Origin of the sequence: Sphingopyxis soli (genome assembly GCF_018682675.1) — a bacterium.
Taxonomy (GTDB): Bacteria; Pseudomonadota; Alphaproteobacteria; order Sphingomonadales; family Sphingomonadaceae; genus Sphingopyxis; species Sphingopyxis soli.
Genome location: NZ_JAFMTR010000051.1, coordinates 22166 through 45642, shown reverse-complemented (window position 1 = coordinate 45642; position 23477 = coordinate 22166). Strand labels below are relative to the sequence as shown.

General features: G+C 65.4%; 22 protein-coding genes. 6 read left to right on the top strand and 16 right to left on the bottom strand.

Translation table 11 applies throughout. The features are described from left to right. Nucleotides 1–27 precede the first annotated feature (27 nt). Nucleotides 28–1767, top strand: coding sequence for a chloride channel protein (locus J1N50_RS07470; RefSeq protein WP_246553220.1), 1740 nt, complete (start codon nt 28–30; stop codon nt 1765–1767). A 154-nt stretch (nt 1768–1921) separates the two neighbouring features. Here J1N50_RS07470 and J1N50_RS07465 read toward each other — a convergent pair whose 3' ends face one another. Genes J1N50_RS07465 through J1N50_RS07445 form a run of 5 tightly spaced genes read right to left on the bottom strand, consistent with a single transcriptional unit; the run spans nt 1922 to nt 4150 of the window. Continuing rightward, on the bottom strand, nt 1922–2209 hold the full coding sequence (locus J1N50_RS07465; RefSeq protein ID WP_054586750.1) for a TehB family protein: 288 nt from the start codon (nt 2207–2209) through the stop codon (nt 1922–1924). Beyond that, on the bottom strand, nt 2206–2625 hold the full coding sequence (locus J1N50_RS07460) for a group III truncated hemoglobin (protein WP_420496828.1): 420 nt from the start codon (nt 2623–2625) through the stop codon (nt 2206–2208). The genes J1N50_RS07465 and J1N50_RS07460 overlap by 4 nt, the downstream gene beginning before the upstream one ends. Beyond that, entirely contained in the window at nt 2603–3052 is a 450-nt protein-coding gene (locus J1N50_RS07455; protein ID WP_215352059.1) for a globin domain-containing protein, read from the bottom strand. Before J1N50_RS07455 ends, J1N50_RS07460 begins: the two co-directional genes overlap by 23 nt. 35 nt (nt 3053–3087) lie before the next feature. Then, nucleotides 3088–3432: a DNA-binding transcriptional response regulator gene (locus tag J1N50_RS07450; protein WP_054586752.1), complete on the bottom strand. Its 345-nt coding sequence runs from the start codon at nt 3430–3432 to the stop codon at nt 3088–3090. Between the two features lie 28 nt (nt 3433–3460). After that, nucleotides 3461–4150, bottom strand: coding sequence for an alternative oxidase (locus J1N50_RS07445; protein ID WP_215352057.1), 690 nt, complete (start codon nt 4148–4150; stop codon nt 3461–3463). 125 nt (nt 4151–4275) lie between these two features. On the opposite strand from J1N50_RS07445, the gene J1N50_RS07440 reads away from it, so the two are divergent. Then, nucleotides 4276–5775, top strand: a complete 1500-nt coding sequence (locus J1N50_RS07440; RefSeq protein WP_343227854.1) for a PAS domain S-box protein — start codon at nt 4276–4278, stop codon at nt 5773–5775. Further along, nucleotides 5765–6385: a response regulator FixJ gene (gene fixJ, locus J1N50_RS07435; protein ID WP_215352053.1), complete on the top strand. Its 621-nt coding sequence runs from the start codon at nt 5765–5767 to the stop codon at nt 6383–6385. The genes J1N50_RS07440 and fixJ overlap by 11 nt, the downstream gene beginning before the upstream one ends. Nucleotides 6386–6511: 126 nt before the next feature. Here fixJ and J1N50_RS07430 read toward each other — a convergent pair whose 3' ends face one another. The 5 genes from J1N50_RS07430 to J1N50_RS07410 form a co-directional block, all read right to left on the bottom strand. Then, a complete protein-coding gene (locus tag J1N50_RS07430) occupies nt 6512–6808 on the bottom strand; it encodes a helix-turn-helix transcriptional regulator (RefSeq protein ID WP_215352051.1) in 297 nt (98 codons plus the stop codon). A gap of 76 nt (nt 6809–6884) precedes the next feature. After that, complete coding sequence (locus tag J1N50_RS07425) at nt 6885–8243, bottom strand: tyrosine-type recombinase/integrase (RefSeq protein ID WP_215352043.1); 1359 nt, start codon at nt 8241–8243, stop codon at nt 6885–6887. 426 nt (nt 8244–8669) lie between these two features. Further along, the gene (locus J1N50_RS07420; RefSeq protein ID WP_215352041.1) at nt 8670–10220 is read right to left on the bottom strand and encodes a bifunctional 3-(3-hydroxy-phenyl)propionate/3-hydroxycinnamic acid hydroxylase; all 1551 of its coding nucleotides are present in this window, start codon (nt 10218–10220) and stop codon (nt 8670–8672) included. After that, the gene (locus J1N50_RS07415; RefSeq protein ID WP_215352039.1) at nt 10217–11050 is read right to left on the bottom strand and encodes a fumarylacetoacetate hydrolase family protein; all 834 of its coding nucleotides are present in this window, start codon (nt 11048–11050) and stop codon (nt 10217–10219) included. Before J1N50_RS07415 ends, J1N50_RS07420 begins: the two co-directional genes overlap by 4 nt. Next, nucleotides 11047–12066: a VOC family protein gene (locus tag J1N50_RS07410; protein WP_215352037.1), complete on the bottom strand. Its 1020-nt coding sequence runs from the start codon at nt 12064–12066 to the stop codon at nt 11047–11049. Before J1N50_RS07410 ends, J1N50_RS07415 begins: the two co-directional genes overlap by 4 nt. 70 nt (nt 12067–12136) lie before the next feature. On the opposite strand from J1N50_RS07410, the gene J1N50_RS07405 reads away from it, so the two are divergent. Next, a complete protein-coding gene (locus J1N50_RS07405; RefSeq protein ID WP_215352024.1) occupies nt 12137–12799 on the top strand; it encodes a TetR/AcrR family transcriptional regulator in 663 nt (220 codons plus the stop codon). A gap of 45 nt (nt 12800–12844) precedes the next feature. Here the strand turns inward: J1N50_RS07405 and J1N50_RS07400 are convergent, their stop codons facing one another. The 5 genes from J1N50_RS07400 to J1N50_RS07380 all read right to left on the bottom strand — a co-directional run bounded on the left by J1N50_RS07400 (nt 12845) and on the right by J1N50_RS07380 (nt 19476). Further along, nucleotides 12845–14887, bottom strand: a complete 2043-nt coding sequence (locus J1N50_RS07400; RefSeq protein WP_215352022.1) for a hypothetical protein — start codon at nt 14885–14887, stop codon at nt 12845–12847. Between the two features lie 200 nt (nt 14888–15087). Continuing rightward, nucleotides 15088–16581 carry a DHA2 family efflux MFS transporter permease subunit gene (locus tag J1N50_RS07395; RefSeq protein WP_215352200.1) on the bottom strand — a complete coding sequence of 498 codons (1494 nt, stop codon included), beginning with the start codon at nt 16579–16581 and terminating at the stop codon, nt 15088–15090. A gap of 62 nt (nt 16582–16643) precedes the next feature. Beyond that, nucleotides 16644–17834, bottom strand: coding sequence for an HlyD family secretion protein (locus J1N50_RS07390; protein WP_215352020.1), 1191 nt, complete (start codon nt 17832–17834; stop codon nt 16644–16646). A gap of 18 nt (nt 17835–17852) precedes the next feature. After that, nucleotides 17853–18011, bottom strand: a complete 159-nt coding sequence (locus J1N50_RS07385) for a hypothetical protein (protein ID WP_215352018.1) — start codon at nt 18009–18011, stop codon at nt 17853–17855. A 40-nt stretch (nt 18012–18051) separates the two neighbouring features. Further along, entirely contained in the window at nt 18052–19476 is a 1425-nt protein-coding gene (locus J1N50_RS07380; RefSeq protein ID WP_215352016.1) for an efflux transporter outer membrane subunit, read from the bottom strand. Nucleotides 19477–19721: 245 nt separating this feature from the next. On the opposite strand from J1N50_RS07380, the gene J1N50_RS07375 reads away from it, so the two are divergent. Further along, on the top strand, nt 19722–20387 hold the full coding sequence (locus tag J1N50_RS07375; RefSeq protein WP_215352009.1) for a TetR/AcrR family transcriptional regulator: 666 nt from the start codon (nt 19722–19724) through the stop codon (nt 20385–20387). Between the two features lie 196 nt (nt 20388–20583). Then, a complete protein-coding gene (locus J1N50_RS07370; protein WP_215352006.1) occupies nt 20584–21201 on the top strand; it encodes a response regulator in 618 nt (205 codons plus the stop codon). Here the strand turns inward: J1N50_RS07370 and J1N50_RS07365 are convergent. Next, nucleotides 21187–23436 (bottom strand): sensor histidine kinase, encoded by a 2250-nt coding sequence (locus J1N50_RS07365; protein WP_215352004.1) that lies wholly within the window; start codon nt 23434–23436, stop codon nt 21187–21189. The two genes, J1N50_RS07370 and J1N50_RS07365, sit on opposite strands and share 15 nt — an antisense overlap. Nucleotides 23437–23477 lie beyond the last annotated feature (41 nt).

Below are 23477 nucleotides of genomic sequence, written 5' to 3'. Positions count from 1 at the left end.
CTCTCACTGTTCATCCGGAGTTTGTCTATGCCCGCCCACGCAGACAGGCGCCACCGTCTGGCCGATCATAGCGCGGATCGCCGGATGCTGCTTCTGGCGGTGATGGCACTGGTTGTGGGCATTGGAGCGACGGGCGGGGCGTGGCTCCTCATTAGGGCGATCGCATTGATGACGAACCTGTTCTGGTTCGGTCGTCTGTCCACCGCGCCGACCGAGATTATCGATTCGGCGCTCGGGTTCGGTACGATGTTCGTCCCTGTTCTCGGAAGCCTGTTCGTTGGCGTCATGGCACGGTTCGGCTCAGACAAGATCAGGGGCCACGGCATCCCAGAGGCGATCGAGGCGATCCTATTCGGCGAGAGCCGCCTGTCGCTGAAGGTCGCTGTCTTGAAGCCGGTTTCTTCGGCAATCTCGATCGGCAGCGGCGGCCCCTTCGGTGCGGAGGGGCCGATCATCATGACGGGGGGCGCCATCGGCTCGCTCTTTGCGCAGCGCTTCCGGTTGAGCGCCGCGGAGCGCAAGACGTTACTGGTGGCCGGCGCCGCCGCCGGCATGACGGCCATTTTCAACACCCCGCTCGCTGCGATCCTGCTCGCGATCGAAGTTCTCCTCTTCGAATGGAAGCCGCGCAGCTTCGTGCCGCTCGTCGCCGCGGTTCTTGTCGCGTGGACGGCGCGGCCATCGCTTATCGGCGTTGGACCGATGTTTCCCTTTGACGCGGCGATGCCCGCATCGGCGGAATTGGCCGGTGGAGCTGCTGCGATCGGCATCGTCACCGGCCTCCTTTCGGCATTCATCTCGTCGACGCTCTATCTAACCGAGGACCTGTTCCAGCGGCTACCCGTCCACTGGATGTGGTGGCCTGCCATAGGCGCGGTTGCGGTGGGTATCGGCGGCCTGATCGACAAGCATGTTCTCGGGGCCGGCTATGCGAGCATTCAGGCGCTGCTCGATAGCTCGCTCGCGCTCCGGGTCGTTATCGCGCTGATGGTCGTCAAGGCGCTCGTCTGGCTGATCGCGCTCGGTTCGGGCACGTCCGGCGGCGTGCTGGCACCGCTGCTGATCCTGGGCGGAGCAGCCGGATACCTTGCGGGGCAGATGTTGCCGGGCGACGCCGGCTTCTGGGCGATGATCGGTATGGCAGGCATTTTGAGCGGCGCGATGAGAGCACCGCTGATGGGCGCACTCTTCGCGGCCGAGGTAACCGGACATTTCGATGCGCTACCCTTTACCGTCGCTGCCGCGGGTTCCGCCTATGCGGTCAGCGTGCTGCTCATCCGGCGATCGATCCTGACCGAGAAGATCGCGCGCCGCGGCCGCCACATCGTTCAGGAATATAGCGTCGATCCGCTAGCGCTGTTCCAGGCCGATCAGATCATGACACGCGATCCCGCCACGCTGAAAGGCGATCTGCGTGTAGGCGAGGCGCTCGACTTCTTCCAGACCCGCGCTACGCATCGAAGCTATCCCATTGTCGATGAGGAGGGCAGTCTGATCGGACTTGTGTCGCGCACCGATGCGCTGCGCTGGCAAGCGGGCGAGACGCTCCTCACGGCGACATTGTCCGACGCCATTTCCGATGCCGGCCTGCCTTTTGCTTACCCGGACGCGCCAATCGGTGCGATCGCCGATTTGATCGTCGAGACCGGATTTGGCCGGATTCCTATCGTCGAGCCCGTTTCCCGGCGAGTGGTTGGAATTCTCTCGCGGCAGGACCTTTTGAAGGCACGAAAATTTCATCGAATTGCCGAAGATCGGCGCAATTGAGAGTGCCGCGAATGCAGAAGACTGGCTGCGGCGCGACCGCCAATCGCTGGCCCGGAACCCGTGGTGACGGTCATAATAGCTACTTTCGTCCGCTTACCTGGTACCGCAATGCAAAGCTGCCAGTCGGCTCCCGGCCAGCCGCTGCCTCGATGCCTCAGCGCAGAAACTCGACGAAGAACCGCACCCGCCCGATGATCTCCACCTTGTGTATTATCGTCGGTTCCACAATGCCTGGACCACAATCGGATGTCAGGATTTGTTGGGAGGACTGGCGCTGGCTATCGGTCACCAGATAGTACAAGCTGCCCTCTTCGACGTGAATCAAGCCCCAGACGCCCTCTTTCGTCGAATGATCGTTCATCAAGGCGGCGGGTGTCGTCGCTTCGGTGAATGTGGCGGTCCGCTTGTAGGATTGCAGACCGGCGGGCAAGGCTTTCGTCACGATCTCGCCAATCGTTCGCTCTGAAACTGGACGCCAAGCTGCAAGCTCTCGGCGATCCGCGCCGCCTTCGCCTGAAGTGCGGCTGCATTGTCCGGGTCGAGAATATCCCCCGTCGTCTTTTGCCACAAGGCGAGCCAGCGGTCGAAATTGGCCGCACTCATGGCGCCTTCGTGGCGCAGATGGGCGACCATCGGTTGCCCCTTATACCGCCCGCTCGTGAGCATGACGGACGACCAGAAGGCCTGCAACTTTTCAATATGCTCGTCCCAGTCGTCGATTGCGCCATCGAAAATTGGACCCAGAACCGGATCGGCCCTGACGCGCGCGTAAAATTCCGGAACGAGTTTCGTGAGGTCCTGCTCCGAGAGCTCAAGTCTCATCCTGTCTTCCATATCAGGCCGCCACGGCGTCTTCATAGGCTTGCGCCTCTGCGGCGATGAGAATGTCGGCGAGCATCCAATAGGCTTCGCCCCAGGCCGCCAGCACCTCGTCGGTCGCGACATCGGGGCCGAGTACATCGCGGATCGCAGGAAGCAAGGCTTCGGCGACATAGGGATAATGCTCGGCCTTGACGCCGGTTTCGACATGGCGCGCGACCATTCGCGAGACGGCCGGGCGAAGGTTCGCGAGCTTGTCGATGTTGCGGGCGTAGGCAAGGATCGCACCGGCAAGCCGTCGCGGCTGCTCGCCGCTGCTCTGCGCGGCCTTGTCGAACAGGGCCTCGATGGCGGGATCCCGAAAGAGCCGCGCGTACATGGCGGTAGTGATCTCGACGCCATGCTTCTCAAGTGCCGGCGCGGTCGATTTGACGATGGTCATGGCATGGGGAGAGGCGGTGCGCATGCTGTGTTCCTTTGTCTCGATTGGTGCCGCGGCTGTCAGGCGGCGGGATGATAGGTCAGGATATCGGTCAGGGCGTCCGTCAGTTCGTCGCCCGTCAGCGGCTTTTCGATCAGCCGGGCGCCGAGCGCCGCGGCGGAGGCGCGGAGGGTGCGGTCAGGGTGCGTCACAAGCAGAATGGCCGGCGACGCGTTCCCCTCCGCGCGGAGGCTGGCGAGCCATGCCAGTCCGTCGCCGCGAAAACCCTGGTCGATGACCAGGCACATTCGGCTTGTGGGGCGTTCGGCGTCGCCGCGAACGTCGAACCCTTCGAGCGTCAGCGAAAACCGGAGTGCGGAAAGAAGGGCAGGATCGCTCGCGAAGAGTATCACAGGGTGGTCCATGTCCTTCCTCCGTTGCCCGGAGCCGCGGTCAGGCAGCCTTCTTCCAGTTGGGTTCCAGCGTCACGTGCGGCGGGCACTCGGCCACCGGGCCGACGGGCAGGCCGGCAAGCTCGTTGGCGAAGCCGTGGTTGACGTCGCGGTGGTGCGCTTCGTCGGCGCGAACCACCAGGACGACATCGCGTAGCGTCGCATCGGCGGGGAGGCCCCAATAGTCCTTCGCGATTTTCGGTGCCGGCACATTGGCGCTGCGGCCTTCGTCGATCTCGGCGAGATAATGCGTGTAGCTGATCACCGCCTCTTCCTCGAAATAGCCCACGACGCGGTGCGCCGTCTTGGAACTGATCAGGTAGAGCGCGAAGAAGCAGATATAGAACACCCATTGCACGCCGATGATTACGGCCCGTTCGAAGAGCGTCGGCTTGGAAATCTCGATGAAGGTCATGAGGTGCATGCGCTCATTCTCGGCCTCGTCCATGAGCGTCTTGATCCAGCCCTTGTCGTCGCACATGCGGCGGAGACAGGCGAGATGGTTGATTGTCGCGCCCACCATCCCCGGAACCGCAGCGACCGTTTCCAAGACGACAGCGCGGTGTCCGTAACGCTCGGCGAAAAAGGTGTCGGCGCACCAGCGCAGGACCTTGGTGAAGCCATAGGCGACGCGATCGGACAGACCCTTGGGGTTGTGATGAACGCTGAGATCGATGAAAGGTGCAGTCATTGGAACATCTCCGTTCCGGCGGCAGGGGTAGTGATGCCGTCGATGGGGACGAAATAGGCCGGAACGAGGAGCGCGGAAATTTGGATGATGTCCTTACCGTATCTCCCCTAAGGGATTTACCGGAGGTGCGCCGTGCTCGTCTGACGAGCCGTTTCCTTCCGCGCCTCCCCGTGCTCGCGGCCTTCGGCATCGCCCTGCTTTTCGTCGCCGGCGGCGTGGCGGTGCGCCTGCTGTTCGCTACGGAGCTCGGGCAGCGCGCGACCTTCATCTTTTTCGTGCCGGGGGTCGTGGTCGCGGGCGCGCTTTCGGGGCTCCGCGCGGGCACTCTGGCGGCTCTGGCCGGCGTGGCGACGGGCTTGTGGTGCGACAGCCGAATCGCGCCTGTCGAGGGCGGCAGCCTGATTGCCGCCGGCTCTTTCTTTGTGATTTCGCTCGCGATCTCGCTGGGCGGCGAGTGGTTTCAGCATGCCCGTGTCGAAACCGAAGAGGGTGCCGCGGCGCTGGCGGACCGCGAGGCGCATTTGCGTTCGATCCTCGAAACCGTCCCCGACGCCATGGTGGTGATCGACGAGGCGGGTGCGATCCGCGATTTCAGCCCCGCGGCGGAGCGCATGTTCGGCTGGCGAGCGGACGAGGCGGTAGGGAAAAATGTCCGGATGCTGATGCCCGAGCCCTATCGCGCCGCGCATGACGAATATCTCGATCGCTATTACCGGACGGGTGAGAAACGGATCATCGGCATGGGGCGGCTCGTCGTCGGCGAACGGCACGACGGCTCGACTTTCCCTATCGAATTGTCGGTGGGCGAGATGCGAGCAGGCGGTGAGCGCTTCTTTACCGGCTTCATTCGCGACCTCACCGAACGCCAGCAGGCCGAGGCGCGGTTACAGGAGCTGCAGAACGAACTCGTCCATATGTCCCGCCTCACCAGCCTGGGCGAGATGGCTTCGGCGCTCGCGCACGAGATCAACCAGCCGCTTTCGGCGATAGCCAACTATCTGAAGGGCAGCCGGATGCTGCTTGCGCGCGAGGACGTCCCGCACGATCGGCTGTCAGAGGCCGTCGAAAAAGCCGCGGCGGAAGCGCTTCGCGCAGGCGATATCATCCGGCGCCTGCGCGATTTCGTGGCGCGCGGCGAGACTGAGCGCGCCGTCGAAAACCTGCCCCAGCTGGTCGAGGAGGCGAGTGCGCTTGCGCTGGTCGGCGCGCGCGAACATGATATTCGCATTCGCTTCGCCTTCGATACCGCCGTCGATCTGGTGCTCGTGGACAAGGTACAGATACAGCAGGTGGTGCTGAACCTCGTACGCAACGCGGTCGACGCCTTTGCCGAAACGGCTGCCGGGGACCGCAAGCTGACGATAGCGATCGAGGCCGATGGTGACATGGCCCGGGTCACCGTGACCGACAATGGCCCCGGCATTGCCCCGGCCGTCGCGGCGCAATTGTTTCAGCCCTTCATAACCACGAAGCGGACCGGCATGGGCGTGGGCTTGTCGATCTCGCGCACGATCATCGAAGCGCATGGCGGAAAGATTTGGGTCGATCCGGCACCTGGCGGCGGGGCACAGTTCAGCTTCACCTTGCCGAGGATGGGTCAAGAGGAGTTATATGATGGCGAGTGATCCGATCGTCTATGTGATCGACGATGACGACGGCGCTCGAGGCTCGCTCGAGTTTCTTCTCGATTGTGCCGAAATTCGCGTCCGGGGTTTCGCGTCCGCCGATGCGTTCCTGAAAGCCTCGCCGCCGCTCGAAGGCGCGTGCGTGGTGACCGATGTGCGGATGCCGGGCACGAGCGGTATCGAGCTGGTCGAGGCGCTGAAGGCGCGAGGCGTGGCAGTCCCGGTCATCATGATCACCGGCCATGCCGATGTTCCGCTCGCCATTCAGGCCATGAAGGCGGGTGTCGCCGATTTCATCGAGAAGCCGTTCGATGACGAGGTCATGCTCGGCGCCATCCGGCGCGCGCTGACGGTGCAGGCCGGGAGCGAAAGTGCGCGGGCCGAACGGCAGGCAATCCTCGAACGGATGGCCGCACTTTCGGCGCGTGAGCGGGAAGTCGTCGACGGTCTTGTTGCCGGCAAGGCGAACAAGGCCATCGCTTTCGATCTTTCAATTAGCGCGCGGACGGTCGAGGTCTACCGCGCGAATGCGATGATGAAGATGCAGGCGAAGACATTGTCCGATCTGGTGCGGATGGCGACGATCATCCAGCTCGACGCGCCGCGATAGCGAGCGCTTATGGGCCGCTTTTGCCGTCGCCTCATCGCTTAGCGGAAAGTCTGGTTTCGGCCAGAAGCAGCCGGTAGGTCCAAAGCCGGCACCGAATATACCGATGCCGGCTCATATATTGCTTGGCTAATTCTTCACTGCTTTGACGGGTGCATGAGGCGAGCCATGTTTGGCTGGTCTCACCTCGCCCAAACCCGGATCTGAGGTCGACCGCCGCGTTCCAAGCTCGGCCCACGCATCAAGATCGTCGATCGCGTAGACCACCCGGCCGCCCAGCTTGCGATATGTCGGGCCAGTACCGTAGCATCGATGCTTCTCGAGAGTTCGAGGCGATAGGCCGAGGTGTATGGCTGCATCCGGCGTCGTCACATAACGAGGCGTGATCGTCGTGTCGGTTATCGACCGTTTGATGTCATTGGACATGTCTTACTCCTTGTAACCGGGCCATAATTGGCCCGATCAAAGGAACGGTTCTGGCTATGGGCGTGACCTTGCCCCCTCAAGCGGCGAGAGATTCTCCGCTCGCGTCGGCGGCGGGCTCCTCTGCAACAGCGGCCGCCAGAAAGCTCGCAAGAGCTTGCTTTCGAGAAGTATGGTCGAGTGCGTAAGCCGTCAGCTTGTAATGGGCTCCATCAAGAAGGCCTTGGATATATCCGGCAACCGTGTCTGCGGCTGCGATGAGCGCGGCATCTATCGTGTGGATATAGCGGCCGGTCACCGACCCCTTGGCATGCCCTAGAAGCGCTGCAACCGTGGTCTCAGTAAAGCCAAGATCATTCGCTATACTGGCGAAACTATGCCGCAGCACATGAGGTGTGATGTCGTCCAGACCGCATCCGCCGAGTATCTTCGTCCAGTGATCGGGAAGGGCTCCGAAGGCGTTGTCGCGGCCGGTGCCCGGGAATACATAGGTTCGAGCATCGGACACCCTCTGTTGTTGCAGGCATTCAATGACCGGCAAGCCGACGGGCCGAACTGATTTTCCTTCCTTGCTATCTTCGAGGCGAAGGCAGCTGCTTTCGATGTCGACTTCGCTCCACCGGAGCTTGGTGAGTTCGCTACGACGACAACCGGTAAGCGCCAGCAGTCTGATAATCTGTGCAGCTATCGCATATTGCCCATCGATCTCCGCTTCGCGAAGTTTGGTACCGATCAAGCGGTACTCGGCCTCCGACAACCGACGGTCGCGAACATTGTCCTTCGGTTTGCGGATACCGAACGCCGGATTGGTTTCGATGATCCCGGCCTCGACGGCATAGGTCAGGATGCCTCCAAGCAAGCCAATCGTTCTGGCGGCGGTTCCAGCTCCGCCTCGCACAATAGCCTTGCCTCGCAATTTCGCTGTCTTGACGCTGACCGCTGTCCTACCGGCCATGATGTCTTTCATCGCCTTGTTAATGTCGGCCTTGTCCAGATCCTTGACCCGCCGCGGTCCAAGCAGCGGCACGATGTGGCGGTGCATGCGACCCGTATCGGTGTCGATGGTCGATTGCTTCTTCGGCCGCCCACCTTTGCCGATAATAAGCCCGGCGTTGAGGTCGGTCAGATACAAGGCGCAAAGCTCCTTGACCGTGATCGCCTGCCTGTCGATCTGTCGCTCTTCCTGCGGGTCTTCGCCTTGAGCCACGCGGCCCAGTTGAATGCGTGCTTCCCGGCGCGCCATTTCGGGGGTCCAGATGCCGTGCATGCCGATCGTCAGACGCCGGGATCGTCCCTGGGTGCGATACTGGATGATGTAGCTGCGCTTGCCAGACGCGAATATCCGGATACCGAAACCCGGCAATTCATCGTCCCAGATGATATAATCCTTCACCTCGGCGACAGCCGCCTCTACAAGGCGTTTTGTGATCCTGCCCATAGGCTGCAACCTCTTCGAACCGTACTGCTTCCGCGAAAGCACCGCGTAAGCAACAGGGGGTGTATTCTCGGCGGGCCTAGGTTAGCATCGGCAGCAGCGATTTTCATCTTTCCGATGAAATATGAGTATCTTAGAGTAGGAAAACAGGCTCTGGCGTTGAATAGCGTAGCCTGTTAGTACCCGCTCCGAAGGCAGAGGCCAGGGGTTCGAATCCCTTCGGGTGCGCCATTTTCTGCGGCTCTCGAAACTTCGCTGCATATGTGTGGCGGTTTGGGGCCTTGTCGGCCTTCCAGGTCAGCGAGAAATTCCGACACCGGCGTCACGCCGCTGACGTGAAGGCGGTCGCGAGGGTGGCCTTGTCGCCAGTGAACATCGTGTTGCGGAAGCCCGGGATGGGCGGCGCGAGTGCCTCTTCCTTCGGGCTCGTTACCGCGAGACTGAAGCAATGCCGCGATCCGAAATCGCCGGATCCCGACCCTGGCCGCTGCGTGCCGCCGGATGCCCGCGCAGATCCGCAAGGTATCGCGCCGTCAGTTCGTCCGCCGGCCCGCTGCCGAACACATAGCGGTCGGCTCGGACGAGCACTGCCTCGGCGCCATGGTCATCGAGCCAGTGCCGGACTTCGGCGCCAAAAGGTTCGATGTCATCGAGCGAATAGCAGGGCACGGCGCTGCTGGACGGCGGGGTTTCCCGCGCGACGACCCAAGGTCCCGGGCCCAGCAGATCGTCGAGCCGCCTCGGCCCCGCTTTGGGCTGCGGAAAATAGCTTCCCGCGCCCGGCGTGCCCGCGTGGATCAGGCCGGTCAGAATATCGGGAAAGGCCGCCGCCGCGGCCGACTGCGGATTGGCGGCGCGCGCCGCGAGCATCTGCGCGTCGCGGGCGGCTGCCGCGTCGGGATCGGTGATGCACACCGTCCGACCCATCATCATCGCGAGACCGACGATCGCGCGGACGTTGGGCTCGCGCTCGGGCTGGTAGGTCTCGAGGATGGCCGCGGCGGCTTCGCCCTTTACGACAGCGGCGATTTTCCACGCGAGATTGGCCGCGTCGCGAATGCCCGAACACAAGCCCTGACCGGCAAATGGCGGCATCTGGTGCGCGGCGTCCCCTGCGAGGAAGATGGCGCCCCGCTGCCACTGTTCGGCGATCCGCGCCGAAAAACGATAGACCGCCTTGCGTTCGATCTCGACTGCGCCCGCGACATCCCAAGGTTCGAGCAGGCGTCCGATCATGGGGTCGTCGAGCAGGTCGTCGGGCGTTTCGCCCGGCTTCACCATGAATTCCCAGCGGTGACGCCCTTCGCCCATCAGCACGCACGTCGTCGGGCGCGTGGGATCGCAAACCTGCAGATTGACCTCGGGAAGCCGCGATACGTCGTTTACGATCGTGTCGACGATCAACCAGCTTTCGTCGAAATCGAGGTCGTCGATGCCGATGCCGGCCAGGTCGCGCACGGTGCTGCGCGCACCGTCGGCACCTACAAGAAAGCGGGGCCGAACGAGCTGCGCGCCTTGCTCCGTCGCGAACTCCGCCGCCGGAGCGTCGCAACCGCCGCCGAGGCCGGTCAGCCGCCATCCCGCGCGTAGCTCGATATTCGGCTGTGCCGCAACGGCCTCGCGCAACAGCCGCTCGATCGACGGCTGATGGATCATGTTCGCGCTATGCCAGCCGCCCGCCGCGATCCTGTCCGCCCCGTCGAGGCGAAGCAGCACCTGCCCGTCGGCGGTCACGAAATCATAGCGCGGGCTGTGGCGGCACGTCGCGACGATGGCTTCGGCGATGCCGAGTTCCTGAAAGACGCGGAGGATCTGGTGATCGATATGCGCGGCGCGTGGCAGGGCGTAAGGCTCGGTGGCGCGCTCGGCGACGATGACCGTCACGCCACGCCGCGCGAGCAGCAGCGCAAGCGTAAGCCCGGTTGGCCCGGCGCCGACGATCAGGACGTCGCAGGAGTCGGCTTTGGTGCTGCTGCTCACGCCTCCGCCTCCATCGCCCCCTCGATCGCGCCGAGCCCGTCGATTTCGCAGCGCACGACGTCGCCGGGCTTCAGGAACCGGCGCGGGTCCATTGCGGCGCCGACGCCGCCGGGCGTGCCGGTGAAGACGAGGTCGCCGGGTTCGAGCGTCATCGCCGCCGAAAGATGCTCGATCTGCTGCCACAGGTCGAAGACCAGATGACGGGTGTTCGACGATTGGCGCAGCTCGCCGTTCACAAGGCAGCGGAGGTCCAGGGCGTGCGGGTCGACTTCGTCTGCCGTCGTGATCCACGGCCCGATCGGGGCGTGCGTGTCGAACGACTTTCCGAGCGACCATTGCGGCCCCGCATGCTGCCACATGCGTTCGGTCACATCGTTGCCGACGCAATAGCCGAAGACATGCTCGTGCGCCTGCGTCGCGGGAATATGCTTGCCGCGTTTGCCGATCACCGCGACCAGTTCGACCTCATAGTCGGCGGTGAAGGTATTTTTCGCGATCAGGATCGGGGCGAAGGGGCCGTTGATCGAGGTCTGCGCCTTGGTGAACCAGACCTGCCGCTGCGGCGTCTCCATCTTCGATTCGGCGATATGGTCGGCATAGTTGAGGCCGATCGCGAATATCTTGCCGGGGCGCGCGATGGGGGCGGCCAGTGTTACCGCGGCAAGCGATAGCGCGCCGCGGTCGTCGAGCGCTTCGAAGGCGGGGCGCAGCTCGTCCCAGCGCGCGATCAGATCGATCATGCTGCCGGGAAAGCCGGTGTCGACGATCGTCTCGCCGCGAACGATGCCGATGCGCGCGGCGCCATTCTGTTCGTAGGTTGCGATTTTCATGCTGCGATATCCTTGGGTTTGCGGCGGAACAGCGCCTTGAAGCGGAGCCGGAGGGCAAGCAGCCTGCCGATGGTCTCGGGCTTCGGCGCGCGCTTGCCGGCGAGCGCGGGGAAGGGCGCCCCCCATTGCACGCCCAACAGGTCGCGCATGGTCGACAGGCGCGAACCGTCGGCGGCGGCGAACAGGTCGCCGTCGGTCCAATGCTCGAGTTCGTGCCCCCAGGGATCCTTCCAATAGTCGAAGATCTGGCTGCCGAGCACATGGCGCCCGACGCCCCATGCGGCGGTGCGCCCGGCGCGCTTCAGATGCTCGTGGCCGGCCATCAGGTCGTCGAGACCCTCGACCTCGAACGCGGCGTGGTTGAAGCCGGGGCCGGGCGGCAGCTGGGCGAGGAACAGCGTGTGGTGATCGGTCGGCGTGTCGCCGCGGTCGCAGCGCATGAAGGCGCCGATCGCGAGCCCCGGCGCCGCCTCGATCTCGTCGGAGGTGATGAAGCCGAAGCGCGCCTTGTACCACGCCTCCGACCGACGAAAGTCCGCGACGTTCAGCACCACATGACCGAGACGCCGGACGCGCGAGGGCCGCTGCGCGATGCGCACGGGCGCGCGCAAGCGGCGGCGCGCCGCGACCGAATTGAAAGGGGCTTCGCGGTCGGGTGAAACCGGCTCTCCCCATGCCTGTCCGGTGACGGCTTCGACGCGGTTGCCATCGGGGTCGGCGAGGCGGACGACATGGCCGCCGCCCGGCGCGGCCGATGCCTCGACCGCGACGCCATCGGCGGCCGCCAATGCCTCGAGGTCGGCGAGGCTGCCGACCCGAAAGGCGAGGCCGGCGAAGCCTGCATTCCCCGCGACCGTCGCGTGGGCAAAGGGCGCGCCGTCGGACCCGCGGCCGTAGAGCACGCCCTGCTCCTCGAAACAGGCGAGCCCGAAATCCTCGAGAAATGTCCGCATCGCGCCGAGGTCCGGCGCGGCGAAGCGCACATGCGCGATATCCTCTGCCCGTGTAATGCTCATCGTTCGCGACTCGCTGTTGACTATCCGGTCAACTAAGCGAATATGACCATTTAGTCAACTGTGAGCGAAGATGACGAGCGAAGCCCTCTCCCCCCGCGCCGCGCGGACCCGGACCGCCCTGCTCGACGCGGGGCTGGACCTGCTCGCCGACCGGCCGATCGATGCCATCGCGATCGACGAACTGGTCGCCGCCGCCGGGGTCGCAAAAGGATCCTTTTTCAATCATTTCGGCGACAAATATGGTTTTGCGAATGCGATTGCCGAGGCGATCCGCAGCGATATCGAGGCGCTGATCGGCGCGCTCAACGCCGATGAGCGCGACCCGCTGGCGCGGCTGTGCGGCGGGATGATCGGCGCCGCCGCCTTTGCCCTCAGCGAGCGCAAGCGCGCGGCGGTGCTGATGCGCAGTGCGCGCGGCATGACGCTCGAGCAGCATGTGCTCAACCGCGGCGTCATCGCCGACCTCGGCGCCGTCGGCGCGGCGCATCGGCTGGTACCCGCCGCCGGGCGCGCGGGGGTGCTCTTCTGGCTCGGCTGCTGCCAAGCGCTGATGGGCGGGCTGATCGAGCAGGAGGCCGCTCGCGCCGAGGTCGCCGCAATGCTGTCGGACATGATCGCGCTGGGGCTCGGCGGGCTCGGCGTCGATGCGGCAAACCGCGCGCGGCTGAGCGACGCCGCGCGTATCGGGCAAGAACTCGACCGCGCGATCGGGCTTTTGAACGGAAATCGATAGGGCCGCGGCAGGCGAGGGCGCACCGGTGCGCCCTCGCCCGAACCGTCACCGCTTGCGGGGACGGCCGCCCTTCGCGGGGCGACCGCCGCCGCCGATCGCAGGACGGCTGCCACCCTTGGCGCCGGTGATCCCGCCGTTTCCGATGCTGCCGCGTTCGGGTCGCTGACGGCTGGTCGAGGCGGCCTTGCTGCCGGTGCCGCGGTCCACCGGCCCGGTCGTCGTGCCGGACGATCGCTGCCCATTCTGCCGCTGCGCCGTGCTGCGCTCCACCTGTTCCCAGCCGCTGTCGGTCTTTTGATAGACGTCGCCATTTTTCCCGGCATAGACATCGTCGCCGACCTTGACCGCGCCACCGGCGTTCACCGTGCCGCTGTCACGGTCGTAAGTGACGCCGCCGACGCCCGCAGCGTTGCCGCCGGAACCCGTCGTCGAGAATCCGCCGACCGCGCCCGCGCCTTCCGGGCCGACACCCGCCGCGCCCGCCATGCTCGTCTGGCGGCCGGTGTTGCTATTATAGACCTCGCGGTGGTTCGCGGCGCCCGCCTGTCCCGTATAGGGGTTATAGGCTGCGACGCCTTCGTTCGCGACGACACGGCCTGTTTCGGGATTGTAGCGCACACCGCGCGCCACCGCGGTGGTGGTGCCGGTATAGGCGTTGGTGTTGACCGCCGCCTGTCCGACCCCGCCTCCACCGGTCGCCTGGTTGTAATAGCCGCCTTCCACCGCGCGGCCGTAATTGCCGGTCCACGGATTGGCCCATGCCGCCGCGGTGCCCGCGACGACGGCATTGCCCCACTGGCCATAGACGTTCCACGCCCCCGCGACGGGATAGGCGCCGCCATACCAATAGGCGGCGGGCGCGTAAGTGGCGGGACAGCCATACCAGACCGAACCGACCCACGCGGTGCAGCGATAGCCGGTGCCATAGACGACGACGGTTCCGGTCGACACGATGCCGTAATAGCCGGGCGTATAGCCGACCAGAACGCTGTCGCCGCTGACCCCATAGACGCGGACATAGGTCACAAAATGGAGCGGCGAGCTGGCCGGGATCGTATAGATTGCGGGCGCGACGCTGGTCGCGACCACCCACGGACCGTGCGGCGACGACGCGGCGAACCAGACGCCATTCGAAACGGCGTAATAGTGGCTGGCATCGACGCCGATCACCGGCACCGCCGCATTGCGCGCGTAGGTAAGACCGGTCCCCGTCACGGCGCGGAATTCGGGATTGCCGTCATAAGTCGCGGTGAAGCTTGCCTGCTTGCGATCGACCGTCGCGGTCTGCGGGATGCTGTTGCTGGCGATTGCCGCCTTCGCCTGCGGCGTCCCGGCAACCGATGCGAGGACCACGCCCTTGGGGCTGTCGGCGGGGATGCGCGCGAAGTCGGCGGGCAGCCTGTCGGGCGCGACATAAGTCCATGGCCCCTTCGCCGACGGCGCGACGAACCAGCGTCCCGACAGCAGCAGATACCAGTTGGTGTTCGCGGTGACAAAGACGTCGGCGCGCGTGTTCGCGACATAGGCGAGCGTCGTGCCCGCGATCGGCGCGAATTGCGGCTCGCCCGATATGGCGATCAGCTCGGCAGCGTCGCTGCGCACGACGATCACCGGCGCGCGGCCGGTGCGCAGCAGCGCGGCGACATCGTCCGCCGTCTTGTCCATCGGATCGGCCAGCTTGTGCGATGTGGCTTCGTTCAGCGCCCAGGTCACATTGGCAGGCACGTCGCGGGCCAGCGTCCAGCGGGCGTTCAGCGCGGTTGCGGTCAGCCAGCGGCCGCCGACGCGCAGATAGTAAAGATTGCCTGCCCGGACCAGCAGCGCGCGCGTGTTGACGACGCGCCGGACGCCCGCCGACTTCATGTCGCGAAGCACGGGCTTGCCGTCGATATGCACCATGACCGTCGGCTCGAAGGCGAAGACGATCGCGGGCGGTGTGTTGTCGACCGCAATCGTAGCGGTCGTCGCGGTGGTCGCGGCGTCGGCGGGATGTTCCATGGCGACGAGCGATGCGCCGGCAAAAAGCAGCCACAGCGCGGCGGCTTTGCCGTATCCGGCGCGGCGGTTTCGGTTGGGAATATTGGTCATGACATAATCCTTGTTGCTTGATTTCGGGTGCAAAAATCCTGTGACGCAGAATCGCGTTTCGGCTTGATTGCGGGGCGAAGGATCGAACGCGAGCCGACCGACACGGGGGGAGCGGTCGACCGGCTCGCGCCGACGATGGTCGTTCCGGGCGGGCGGGGGGCAGGGGGAGGTGCCCGCCCGGAACTTCCGCACGATGCAGGTCAGTGCACCGAACTGGTATCCACGGCGCGCGTCGGCCGCGGGGCAAGCCAGATGATCGAGGCGGCGGCAGCGAAGACGAACGCGGCCCAGACGAAGGTCTGCCCTGTCGCCAGCGCGACGCTTTCCTTGTCGACCATCTGGCTGATGATCTGGCGGGCCTGCTCGAGGCTGTAGCCCTTGGCCATCAGCCCATCGATCGCCGCCTGCGTGCCGTGGAGGACGCCCGAGAGGCCGTCGCGCTTTTCCTGCGCGCCGTCGTACCAGAGCGTCGTCGAGATCGCGACGGCGACGGCCCCGGCCATCGTCCGCAGGAAGTTCATCACCCCCGCCGCCGAGGCCGTTTCCTCTTCGTCGACCGCGCCGAGGGCGATGGTCGTCAAAGGCACGAAGAAGAAGGGCATGCCCGCGCCCTGGATCAACTGGGGGAGCGCCAGCGTCCAGAAGTCGGCGCCGCTGTTCCACCAGAAGACGCGGAGCAGCGAGGTGCCGCCGAGCCAGAGCACGCCGATGAAGACGAGCCGGCGCGGATCGACCTCGGTCATCCGCTTCGCGACGACCGGCGCCATCAGCACCGCCGCCACGCCGTTGAACGCGGTGGCATAGCCGGCCCAGGTCGCGGTGTAGCCCATCGCGCCCTGCAACCATTGCGGGATCACCACCAGGCTTGCGAAGAAGGTGCCGTAAGCGAACACCAATGCGATGACCGCCACGGTGAAGCCGCGGTGGCGGAAAGGCCGAAGGTCGACCACGGGCCTGTCGTGCGTCAGCTCCCAGATCAGGAAGCTCGCGAAGCCGATGATCGCGATGATGGCGAGCTGGACGATGATGTCCGCGCTGAACCAGTCATGTTCGCGCCCGAGATCGAGCATCAGCTGCAACGCACCGACCCAGAGGACGAGCAGAACCAGCCCGAAACCGTCGACGGGCTCGTTCACCTTCTCGGTCTCCGCTTTGCGCAGCACCGTCCACGCCGTGAAGGCGCAGATCGCCGCAACGGGGACGTTGATGAAGAAGATCCAGTGCCAGCCCCAGCTGTCGGAGATGGTGCCGCCCAGGATCGGGCCGAAGATCGGCGCGGTCAGCGTCGTCATCGCCCAAATCCCCATCGTCATCGCATGTTTGTCCTTGGGAAAGACCCGCAGCAGCAGGGTCTGACTGAGCGCCATCAGCGGCCCGCCGCAAATCCCCTGCCCGATACGGAAGGCGACGAGCATGGTGAGGCTGGTCGCGGTGCCGCAGAGGAAGGAGAAGATGCCGAAGCCGAGCATCCCGCCCGCGAACAGCCGCACGGTGCCGAGGCGCCGCGAGAGCCATCCGGTGAGCGGCACGCAGATCGCCTCGGCCACGGCATAGGATGTGATCACCCATGTTCCCTCCGAGGAGGAGATGCCGAGGCCGCCGGCGATATGCGCGACCGACACGTTCGCGATCGTGGTATCGAGCACGACCATGAAGTTGCTGACCGCGAGCACCGCCCCGGCGAGCAGCAACATGCTGCCCGTCAGGATCGTCGAGCTGTGGTCCCCGGCGCCGGAGTGCTGGGTGCCCGCCGCGCTCACCGGACGTCCTTCCGGCGGCTTGCGACGTCGATCTCGGCCTCCATCGACAGGCCGACGCGCAACGGATGCCGCTTGAGCTCCTTCGGATCGAGCGAGACGCGCACCGGCAGGCGCTGGACCACCTTGATCCAGTTGCCCGTCGCATTCTGCGCGGGGATCAGCGCGAACGCCGAACCGGTACCGCCCGAAAAGCCCTCGACGCGGCCGTGGAAGACGACGTCCGACCCATAGAGGTCGGAGACGAGCTCGACCGGCTGGCCGACGCGAACGCGTTCGAGCTGGCCTTCCTTGAAGTTGGCGTCGACATAGACGGCGCCGATCGGAACGATCGTCATCGCGACGCTGCCCGCCGAAACGCGCTGGCCGACCTGCACTTGCTTGTTGGTGACGACGCCGTCGACGGGCGCGCGGATCACCGTGCGTTCCAGGTCGATACGCGCCTGATCGAGCTTCGCCTTGGCGGCGAGCACATCGGGGTGGTTGTTGACCGAAACGCCCGCGATCATCGCATTGTTCGCGGCGAGCGAGCCCGACGCCGAATTGCGCGAGGCGACGGCCTGGGCCAGCCCGGCCTTCGCCTGCGCCAGATTGCCCTGCGCGGCGGCATAGGCGTTGCGGACGACGGTCAGTTCCTCGCCCGACACCGCGCCGCCGTCGGCAATGCCGGCGCGGCGGTCGAGGTCGATGCGCGCCTTGGCCAGCGCTGCAGTCGCGATCTGCACCTGCGCCTCTGCCTGACCGATCGAGGCCGCACCGGCGCTGACCTGTCCGGCCAGCGAGCTGCTGGTCGCGACCGCCTGGCCGAACTGGCGGCGGGCGCGGGCATAATCGGCCTCGGCGCGCGCCAGCGCCAGTCTGGCGTCGGTGTCGTCGAGCTGGATCAGGATATCGCCGCGCTTCACATTCTGCGTGTTGACGACGAACACCTTGACCACCGCGCCCGAGACAAGCGGGGTTACCTGCGCCGAGTCCGCGGCGACATAGGCATTGTCGGTCGCGACCAGATCGCCGTCGGCGAGCAGCCAGTAACCGGCACCGGCGAGGAGCACCGCGCCGCCGAGCGCGGCAAACAGCTTCTTGCGCCTGGCCGAGGTCGCGGCCTCGTTCGCGTTGATCGTCGGTTCGGTGGCCCGCGCGCCGTCGTCGCGGAAATCATCGGCATGGTCGAGAAAAGCTACTTGAGTCATCGGTCTGTCCTTTGGAAATCATCGTGCGGAAATGATCAGAGGGGGGGTGGTCATGATCTGCTGGGCGGTTGCGGCGAACAGCCAGGCGCCGCCAACGAGCGCGAGCTTGAGCAGCAGGCCGTAGCCCAGCCAGCGCAGCGCGCGCTGGCGCTTCGGATTTTTGACATTGCTATTCATGGGGATGGGTCTTTCCTTTGGTGGTTGGGAGGGGAGAGGATCAGGCTTTGGTGAATCCGCCGCCGAGCGAGCGGACCATCTGGACGTCGAGCGTGAAGACGCGCGCCTGGAGGTCGGCGACCGAACGCCTCGCCTGCAGGACATTTTCCTCGTTGCTGAGCACATCGAGATAGGAGGCGAGTCCGCGCTCGTAGCGCTGGCGCGAAAGGTCGTGCGCGGCCTCGGCATCCTTGAGCGAAGCCAGCGACAGGCTCAGCCGTTCGGCGAGCGCGCGGCGGCTGACCAGCGTGTCGGCGACATCGTGGAGCGCGCCGATCACGGTCGCGTCGTAGCGCGCGACGGCTTCGTCATATTGCGCCCGCGTGCCGCGATATTGCGCGCTGATCGCGCCGCCGTGGAAGACCGGCAGGCTGATCGCGGGGCCGGCACTGCCATAGAGCGAGCCGCTGTCGGCGAGATTGCCGATGCCGAGCGCCTGCAAACCGATCAGCCCGGTAAGGCTGATGTTCGGATAGAAGGCGGCACGCGCCGCCTTGATCCGGCTCGTCTGCGCATCGACACCGGCGAGCGCCGCAGCGATGTCGGGACGGCGGCCGATCAGGTCGATCGACGCATTGGCGGGGACGCCGCGGACGGCGGCGAGCGCGACCGCGGGGCGGCCGATCGTCAGCGCGCGGTCGGGACCGGCGCCGGTGAGTTCGGCGATGCTGTTCTTCGTCAGCGCGATCGCTTCGTCGGTTGCGGCGAGCTCGGCCCTGGCGGCGGGAACGCGCGAGCGCGCCTGCTTGAGCGCGGCCTGATTGTCGAGCCCGGCATAGACGCGGTCGCCGACGAGCTTCAGCGTCTCGAGCCGGTTCTGCACCGTGCGGTCGAGCACGTCGCGCTGGGCATGAAGCCGGGCGAGTTCGGCATAGCTGCCGGCGAGCGCGGCGGTCAGTGCGCTCCGCGCTTCCTGCACCTCATAGGCCGCCGCCAGCGCATCGGCTTTCGCGGCGGCGAGCGTCGCGCGGTTCTTGCCCCACAGATCGAGGTCGAGCGAGAAGGAGAGCCCGGTCTTCGCGGTGTCTTCCCAGCCGTCGGGGACGAATTGCGCGGGGACGCCGTTATTCTCGCTCTGCTGGACGAAGCCCGCGCTGCTCGTCCCATCGATTTGCGGCAGCAGTGCTGCGCCCGCCTGACGGGCATAGGCCTGCGCCTTGCGGAGTCGCGCCGAAGCCATGCGCAGGTCGGGCGATCCGGCGATCGCTTCCTGCATCAGCGCGTCGAGCTGGGCATCGCCATAGCCTTTCCACCAGCCGTCGGCGGGCCAGACACCGGCGTCGCCGCCCAGGCTTGCGGCGCTGGCGATGGTTTCCGGCGCACGGGTTTCGGGGCGCGCACCGAGGTCGGGGACCGAGGCGCAGGCGGTCAAAGTGGCGGCGCTGGTCATGAGCATGGCCAGCCCGCCGAAGCGGGTTACGATCATCGTCGATTCCTTTGAGGTACTATTCAGTACCCTTTAAATCGCGATTCGTGCCCCGAATGTCAATCCAAAAATGGTACTACGCGGTACCTTTATATAACACCATAAATTTCAACATGATATGCGGCATTATGCGATAAATTCAGTCATGATATGGTACCGGAATGCAGAGAATGTGCAACGATGCAGTACCCCATTCGGGATTTTCCTCTCTTGCAAAGGGTGGGGGCTGGTACCATATTGACGGGATGAAAATTGGTAAGAGAGAGAGCCAGCGGCTCCAGAAGCGCGCCCAGATCATCGCTGTCGCGCGCGAGCATTTTTTCGAGAAGGGCTTCGAGGGCGCGTCGATGTCGGCCATCGCGGCGCAGCTCGGCGGGTCCAAGCGCACCCTCTGGTCCTATTTCCCGTCGAAGGAGGAGTTATTCGCCGCGGTCGTCGAGGATACGGCGGCCGGGATTCGCGGCGGCATCGATTTTTCGGCCGCTGGCGATTCGCCGCTCGATCAGCTGACGCATCTGTCGCGGACGATCATCGAACGCATGACCGCGCCGATCGCGGTGCAGATGTTCCGGCTGATCAGTCCGATGTCCGAACGCAATCCCGAACTGGTGCGCATCTTCTTCGAACGCGGCCCGCGCCGGACGCAGAAGAGTATCGCCGACTATCTGCGCACCAATTTCGGCGACCTTCTCTGGACCGACGATTATTGGCAGGCGGGCGACGACCTCGTCGCGCTGGCCGCATCGAATTTCCATTTCGAGAGCCTGTGGGGTCTCACCAACCCGCCGACGCCGAAGCAGAAGGACGCCCGCGCGCGGCTTGCCGCGATCCTGTTCCTCCGCGCCTATGGCCGGCACCCCGAGCGGTGGGCGCCGATCGATCAAGTGGATGGCGCCAAGGAAACGGCATGACCGGGGCTGCGGGGATGGCTTAGGGCCCGACCCGAGCCTGTTGGCGCCCGCTTCCAGGGCGGAGGTCGGGGCTTCGAGTCGCTTCGAGTGCGCGACTTTTCCAATATTACCGCGTGCCCTGCCTCAAATTTATTGGGGTTGCGGGCGCTTGTCCGTCTGGGGCATCGATGTGCGGTCCGATCGGGGCGGGAGGGCGATGAGCGACACGCACAGGATCTTGATCGTCGACGATCACCCGCTCACGCAGAGCGGGCTCCGGCTGCTTTTTTCGGCGCATCCGCGCTTTTCGGTGGTCGGTGCGCTCGACCGCGGGGCGACGGTCGCCGCCTTCGTCCAGTCGCAGCCGGTCGACCTCGTCATTCTCGACCTCAACATGCCCGACGTGCGCGGGATCAACATCCTCGCCGAAATCGTCGGGTCGCGCGACATGACGGTGATCATCCTGACCGGCGAATCGGGCTATGGCGAGGTCGATTACGCGCTGAAACTCGGCGCGCGCGCCGCGGTGAGCAAGGCCGACCCGGCCGAGGAAATCATCGCCGCCTGCGACGCCGCGCTGGCGGGCGACGTCTATCTGTCGCCGCATATGGAGGAGGCGCTCGGCAAGTACAGCGCTGCGCCCGTAACCCTGTCGTCGCGCCAGATGGCGATCCTGCATTATCTGGCGCAGGGCGAGAGCAACAAGGAAATCTCGTACCGGCTGTCGATCGCGCAGCCGACGGTATCGTTCCATATCGCCGAACTCCGCCGCAAGCTCGACGTGCCGAACAACCGCAAGATCGTCGAGCGTGCGCAGGAGCTAAAGCTGCTCTGACCCGCGCACGACGAGCGGGTGGCGCATCAGCTCGCGGCACGGCGGTTTCAGGATCATCAGGCCGACAAGCTCGCTGAGCCGACCGCGCGTGACCGTCGTGTCGTCATAGGTCAGCGCGGCGATCCCGCGTCTGGAACCTTCGGCCGCGGCGAGCGCGGCATCGAACGCGGCGCGCTCGTCGAAGTCGAGAATGCGCCAGCCGGGCAGGGCCGCCTGGAGCTCCTCCGCCGGACAGGGGGTGATCGCGGCGTAGGCGGCGGGAAGCCGGACGGCGATCGTCGTGCCGCCGCCGTCCGAGGCGGTGATCGCCAGCGACCCGCCGAGCGCCCCGATCAGCCGCTTCGCCGAATGGAACCCCGACCCCGAGCCCGCCGCGCGCGCGTCGGCGCGGACGCGCCGGCCGTCCGCTGCGTTGAGGGCGCGGACGATGTCGGCGGGCATCCCGCTGCCGGTGTCGGAGAGGCGGATCACGGCCTCTTCGCCTTCGCGGTCCAGCGTCAATGTGGCGCCGCCCTTCGCCGTATATTGATAGCTGTTGCTGATCAGGTTCGCGAGCACCCGCATCAACAGCGGCTTGTCCGAAACAAGCATGATGTTGGTGTCGACCCGGACCGCAAGGGTCAGTCCCTTGGCGGCGAACGGCGCGCGGAACATCATCTGCAGCGGCTCGACCAGCGCTGCCCCGCTGAAGGCGCCGAGCGCGACGAAATCATCCTCGCTGCCGACGATGTTGGCGCCCGACATCGTCGTCGACACGATTTCGCCCAGATAATCGGCCGAGCTTTGCAGCATCGCGGTCAACTCGCCGTTCGCCGCCGGGTCGCGCTTCAACACGTCGACCGCGCTGTTCAGCGCGAGGATGACCTGCTTGCTGTCATGCCCCGAGGCATGGAGCAGCGCGTTCTGGCTGTGCACGGTTTCGAGCGCGAAGGCCTTTTCCTCGGCGAGGCGCGCGGCGCGCTCGCTGACCGCGAGGCGTCCGGCGAGCTCGCGCGCATAGGCTTCGTCGGCGGCGAGCTTGTCGGCCTGGATCTTCTTGAGGTTGAGGCCGAGCGCTAGCGTCGCCATCAGCGATTCGAACAGCCCGACCGGCCCCGCGAGGTGCCAGTTGATCGGCAACCAGGCGAACACCCCCATCGACGCGATCGCGGCATAGACGATGAAGAGCGCGAGGCTGGCCCAGCCGACGAACAGCGGCCAGAGCTGTCGCCCGATGCGCTTCATTGCGGCATAGCCGACAAACGGCAGAAACAGGGCGCCGGCGACCGCGATGATCCAGCAACCGATGTGCAGGCTGTGCCGGAAGCCAGGCGGATAGAGCGCGAGGCCGGGCTGCAGCGCCATCAGCGCCAGCGCCGCGCCGATCAGGACGCGGAGCGCGACGTCGGTCTTCGGAAATCGCGTCGCGGTGCCGATGAAACTGCGCGCGAATTGCGCCATGGCCCCCGCGAAGCCGCATTTGAACATATCCTCGATCCCGACGCTGGTCAGCGGATTGTCGGAAAGGAAGAAGATGGTGAAATAGCCTTCCGAATGGATCGTGTTGATCGCGAAAAAGGTCTGCGCGACCGCGAGCCACACGAATTCGCGGTGCCCGGTGATCGAGAAGAAGAGGAAATTCAGAAAGATCAGGACCGCGACCCCCAGCACGACCCCCGACACCAGCGCGATGTTCGCGCGCCGGTCCTTGAAGAAGCTGCCATAGGTCTGGATCTTGAGCGGCATATAGGTCGAATTTTCGGACACGAAGTCGATCAGCAGAAGCTTTTGCTGTCCGGGATCGAGCACGAATTCGGTGCTGAACGCCTGATAACTAAGCAGATTCTCGCGCGCAGCCTCGGCGTCGGTGCCGTCGACGATCAGGTCGAACCGGCCGTCCGTGACCTCGTAGAGGCGGAAATATTTGAGCGATCCGCGCCCGGTGGTGAAGATCCAGCTCCCTTGCGCGTCGCTGGCGTTACGAACCTTGACCGCGACGATCGTCCGCGCGCCCGGCGGACCGAAATGGACGCTCTGTCCCTGTACGGCTGCGAGCGGCGCCGCCAGGATCGCGGCAAGGCCCCGCCCGTCGGGCGCGCCGGGATCCTTCGCATAGCGGACATAGGGCGCGACCGCGGGGCCATCGGCGCCGGCGCTGAGCTCGATCGTCGGGATCGCCTGCTCCGATGCCGCGGCGGGAGCCGACAGCGCCGCGATCAGCAAGAGCACCCAGCCTATCCGTGAGATGATCGACATGCGCCGACCTGTGTCGCGTGACCGCCAAGCAAAGTCAAATT

Excerpts from the sequence above, each read along its gene's own strand:
- J1N50_RS07470 (WP_246553220.1), top strand. The coding sequence starts at position 28 with ATGCCCGCCCACGCAGACAGGCGCCACCGTCTGGCCGATCATAGCGCG.
- J1N50_RS07460 (WP_420496828.1), bottom strand. The coding sequence starts at position 2,625 with ATGAAGACGCCGTGGCGGCCTGATATGGAAGACAGGATGAGACTTGAG.
- J1N50_RS07455 (WP_215352059.1), bottom strand. The coding sequence starts at position 3,052 with ATGCGCACCGCCTCTCCCCATGCCATGACCATCGTCAAATCGACCGCG.
- J1N50_RS07450 (WP_054586752.1), bottom strand. The coding sequence starts at position 3,432 with ATGGACCACCCTGTGATACTCTTCGCGAGCGATCCTGCCCTTCTTTCC.
- J1N50_RS07445 (WP_215352057.1), bottom strand. The coding sequence starts at position 4,150 with ATGACTGCACCTTTCATCGATCTCAGCGTTCATCACAACCCCAAGGGT.
- fixJ (WP_215352053.1), top strand. The coding sequence starts at position 5,765 with ATGGCGAGTGATCCGATCGTCTATGTGATCGACGATGACGACGGCGCT.
- J1N50_RS07430 (WP_215352051.1), bottom strand. The coding sequence starts at position 6,808 with ATGTCCAATGACATCAAACGGTCGATAACCGACACGACGATCACGCCT.
- J1N50_RS07425 (WP_215352043.1), bottom strand. The coding sequence starts at position 8,243 with ATGGGCAGGATCACAAAACGCCTTGTAGAGGCGGCTGTCGCCGAGGTG.
- J1N50_RS07415 (WP_215352039.1), bottom strand. The coding sequence starts at position 11,050 with ATGAAAATCGCAACCTACGAACAGAATGGCGCCGCGCGCATCGGCATC.
- J1N50_RS07410 (WP_215352037.1), bottom strand. The coding sequence starts at position 12,066 with ATGAGCATTACACGGGCAGAGGATATCGCGCATGTGCGCTTCGCCGCG.
- J1N50_RS07405 (WP_215352024.1), top strand. The coding sequence starts at position 12,137 with ATGACGAGCGAAGCCCTCTCCCCCCGCGCCGCGCGGACCCGGACCGCC.
- J1N50_RS07400 (WP_215352022.1), bottom strand. The coding sequence starts at position 14,887 with ATGACCAATATTCCCAACCGAAACCGCCGCGCCGGATACGGCAAAGCC.
- J1N50_RS07395 (WP_215352200.1), bottom strand. The coding sequence starts at position 16,581 with ATGTTGCTGCTCGCCGGGGCGGTGCTCGCGGTCAGCAACTTCATGGTC.
- J1N50_RS07390 (WP_215352020.1), bottom strand. The coding sequence starts at position 17,834 with ATGACTCAAGTAGCTTTTCTCGACCATGCCGATGATTTCCGCGACGAC.
- J1N50_RS07385 (WP_215352018.1), bottom strand. The coding sequence starts at position 18,011 with ATGAATAGCAATGTCAAAAATCCGAAGCGCCAGCGCGCGCTGCGCTGG.
- J1N50_RS07380 (WP_215352016.1), bottom strand. The coding sequence starts at position 19,476 with ATGATCGTAACCCGCTTCGGCGGGCTGGCCATGCTCATGACCAGCGCC.
- J1N50_RS07375 (WP_215352009.1), top strand. The coding sequence starts at position 19,722 with ATGAAAATTGGTAAGAGAGAGAGCCAGCGGCTCCAGAAGCGCGCCCAG.
- J1N50_RS07370 (WP_215352006.1), top strand. The coding sequence starts at position 20,584 with ATGAGCGACACGCACAGGATCTTGATCGTCGACGATCACCCGCTCACG.
- J1N50_RS07365 (WP_215352004.1), bottom strand. The coding sequence starts at position 23,436 with ATGTCGATCATCTCACGGATAGGCTGGGTGCTCTTGCTGATCGCGGCG.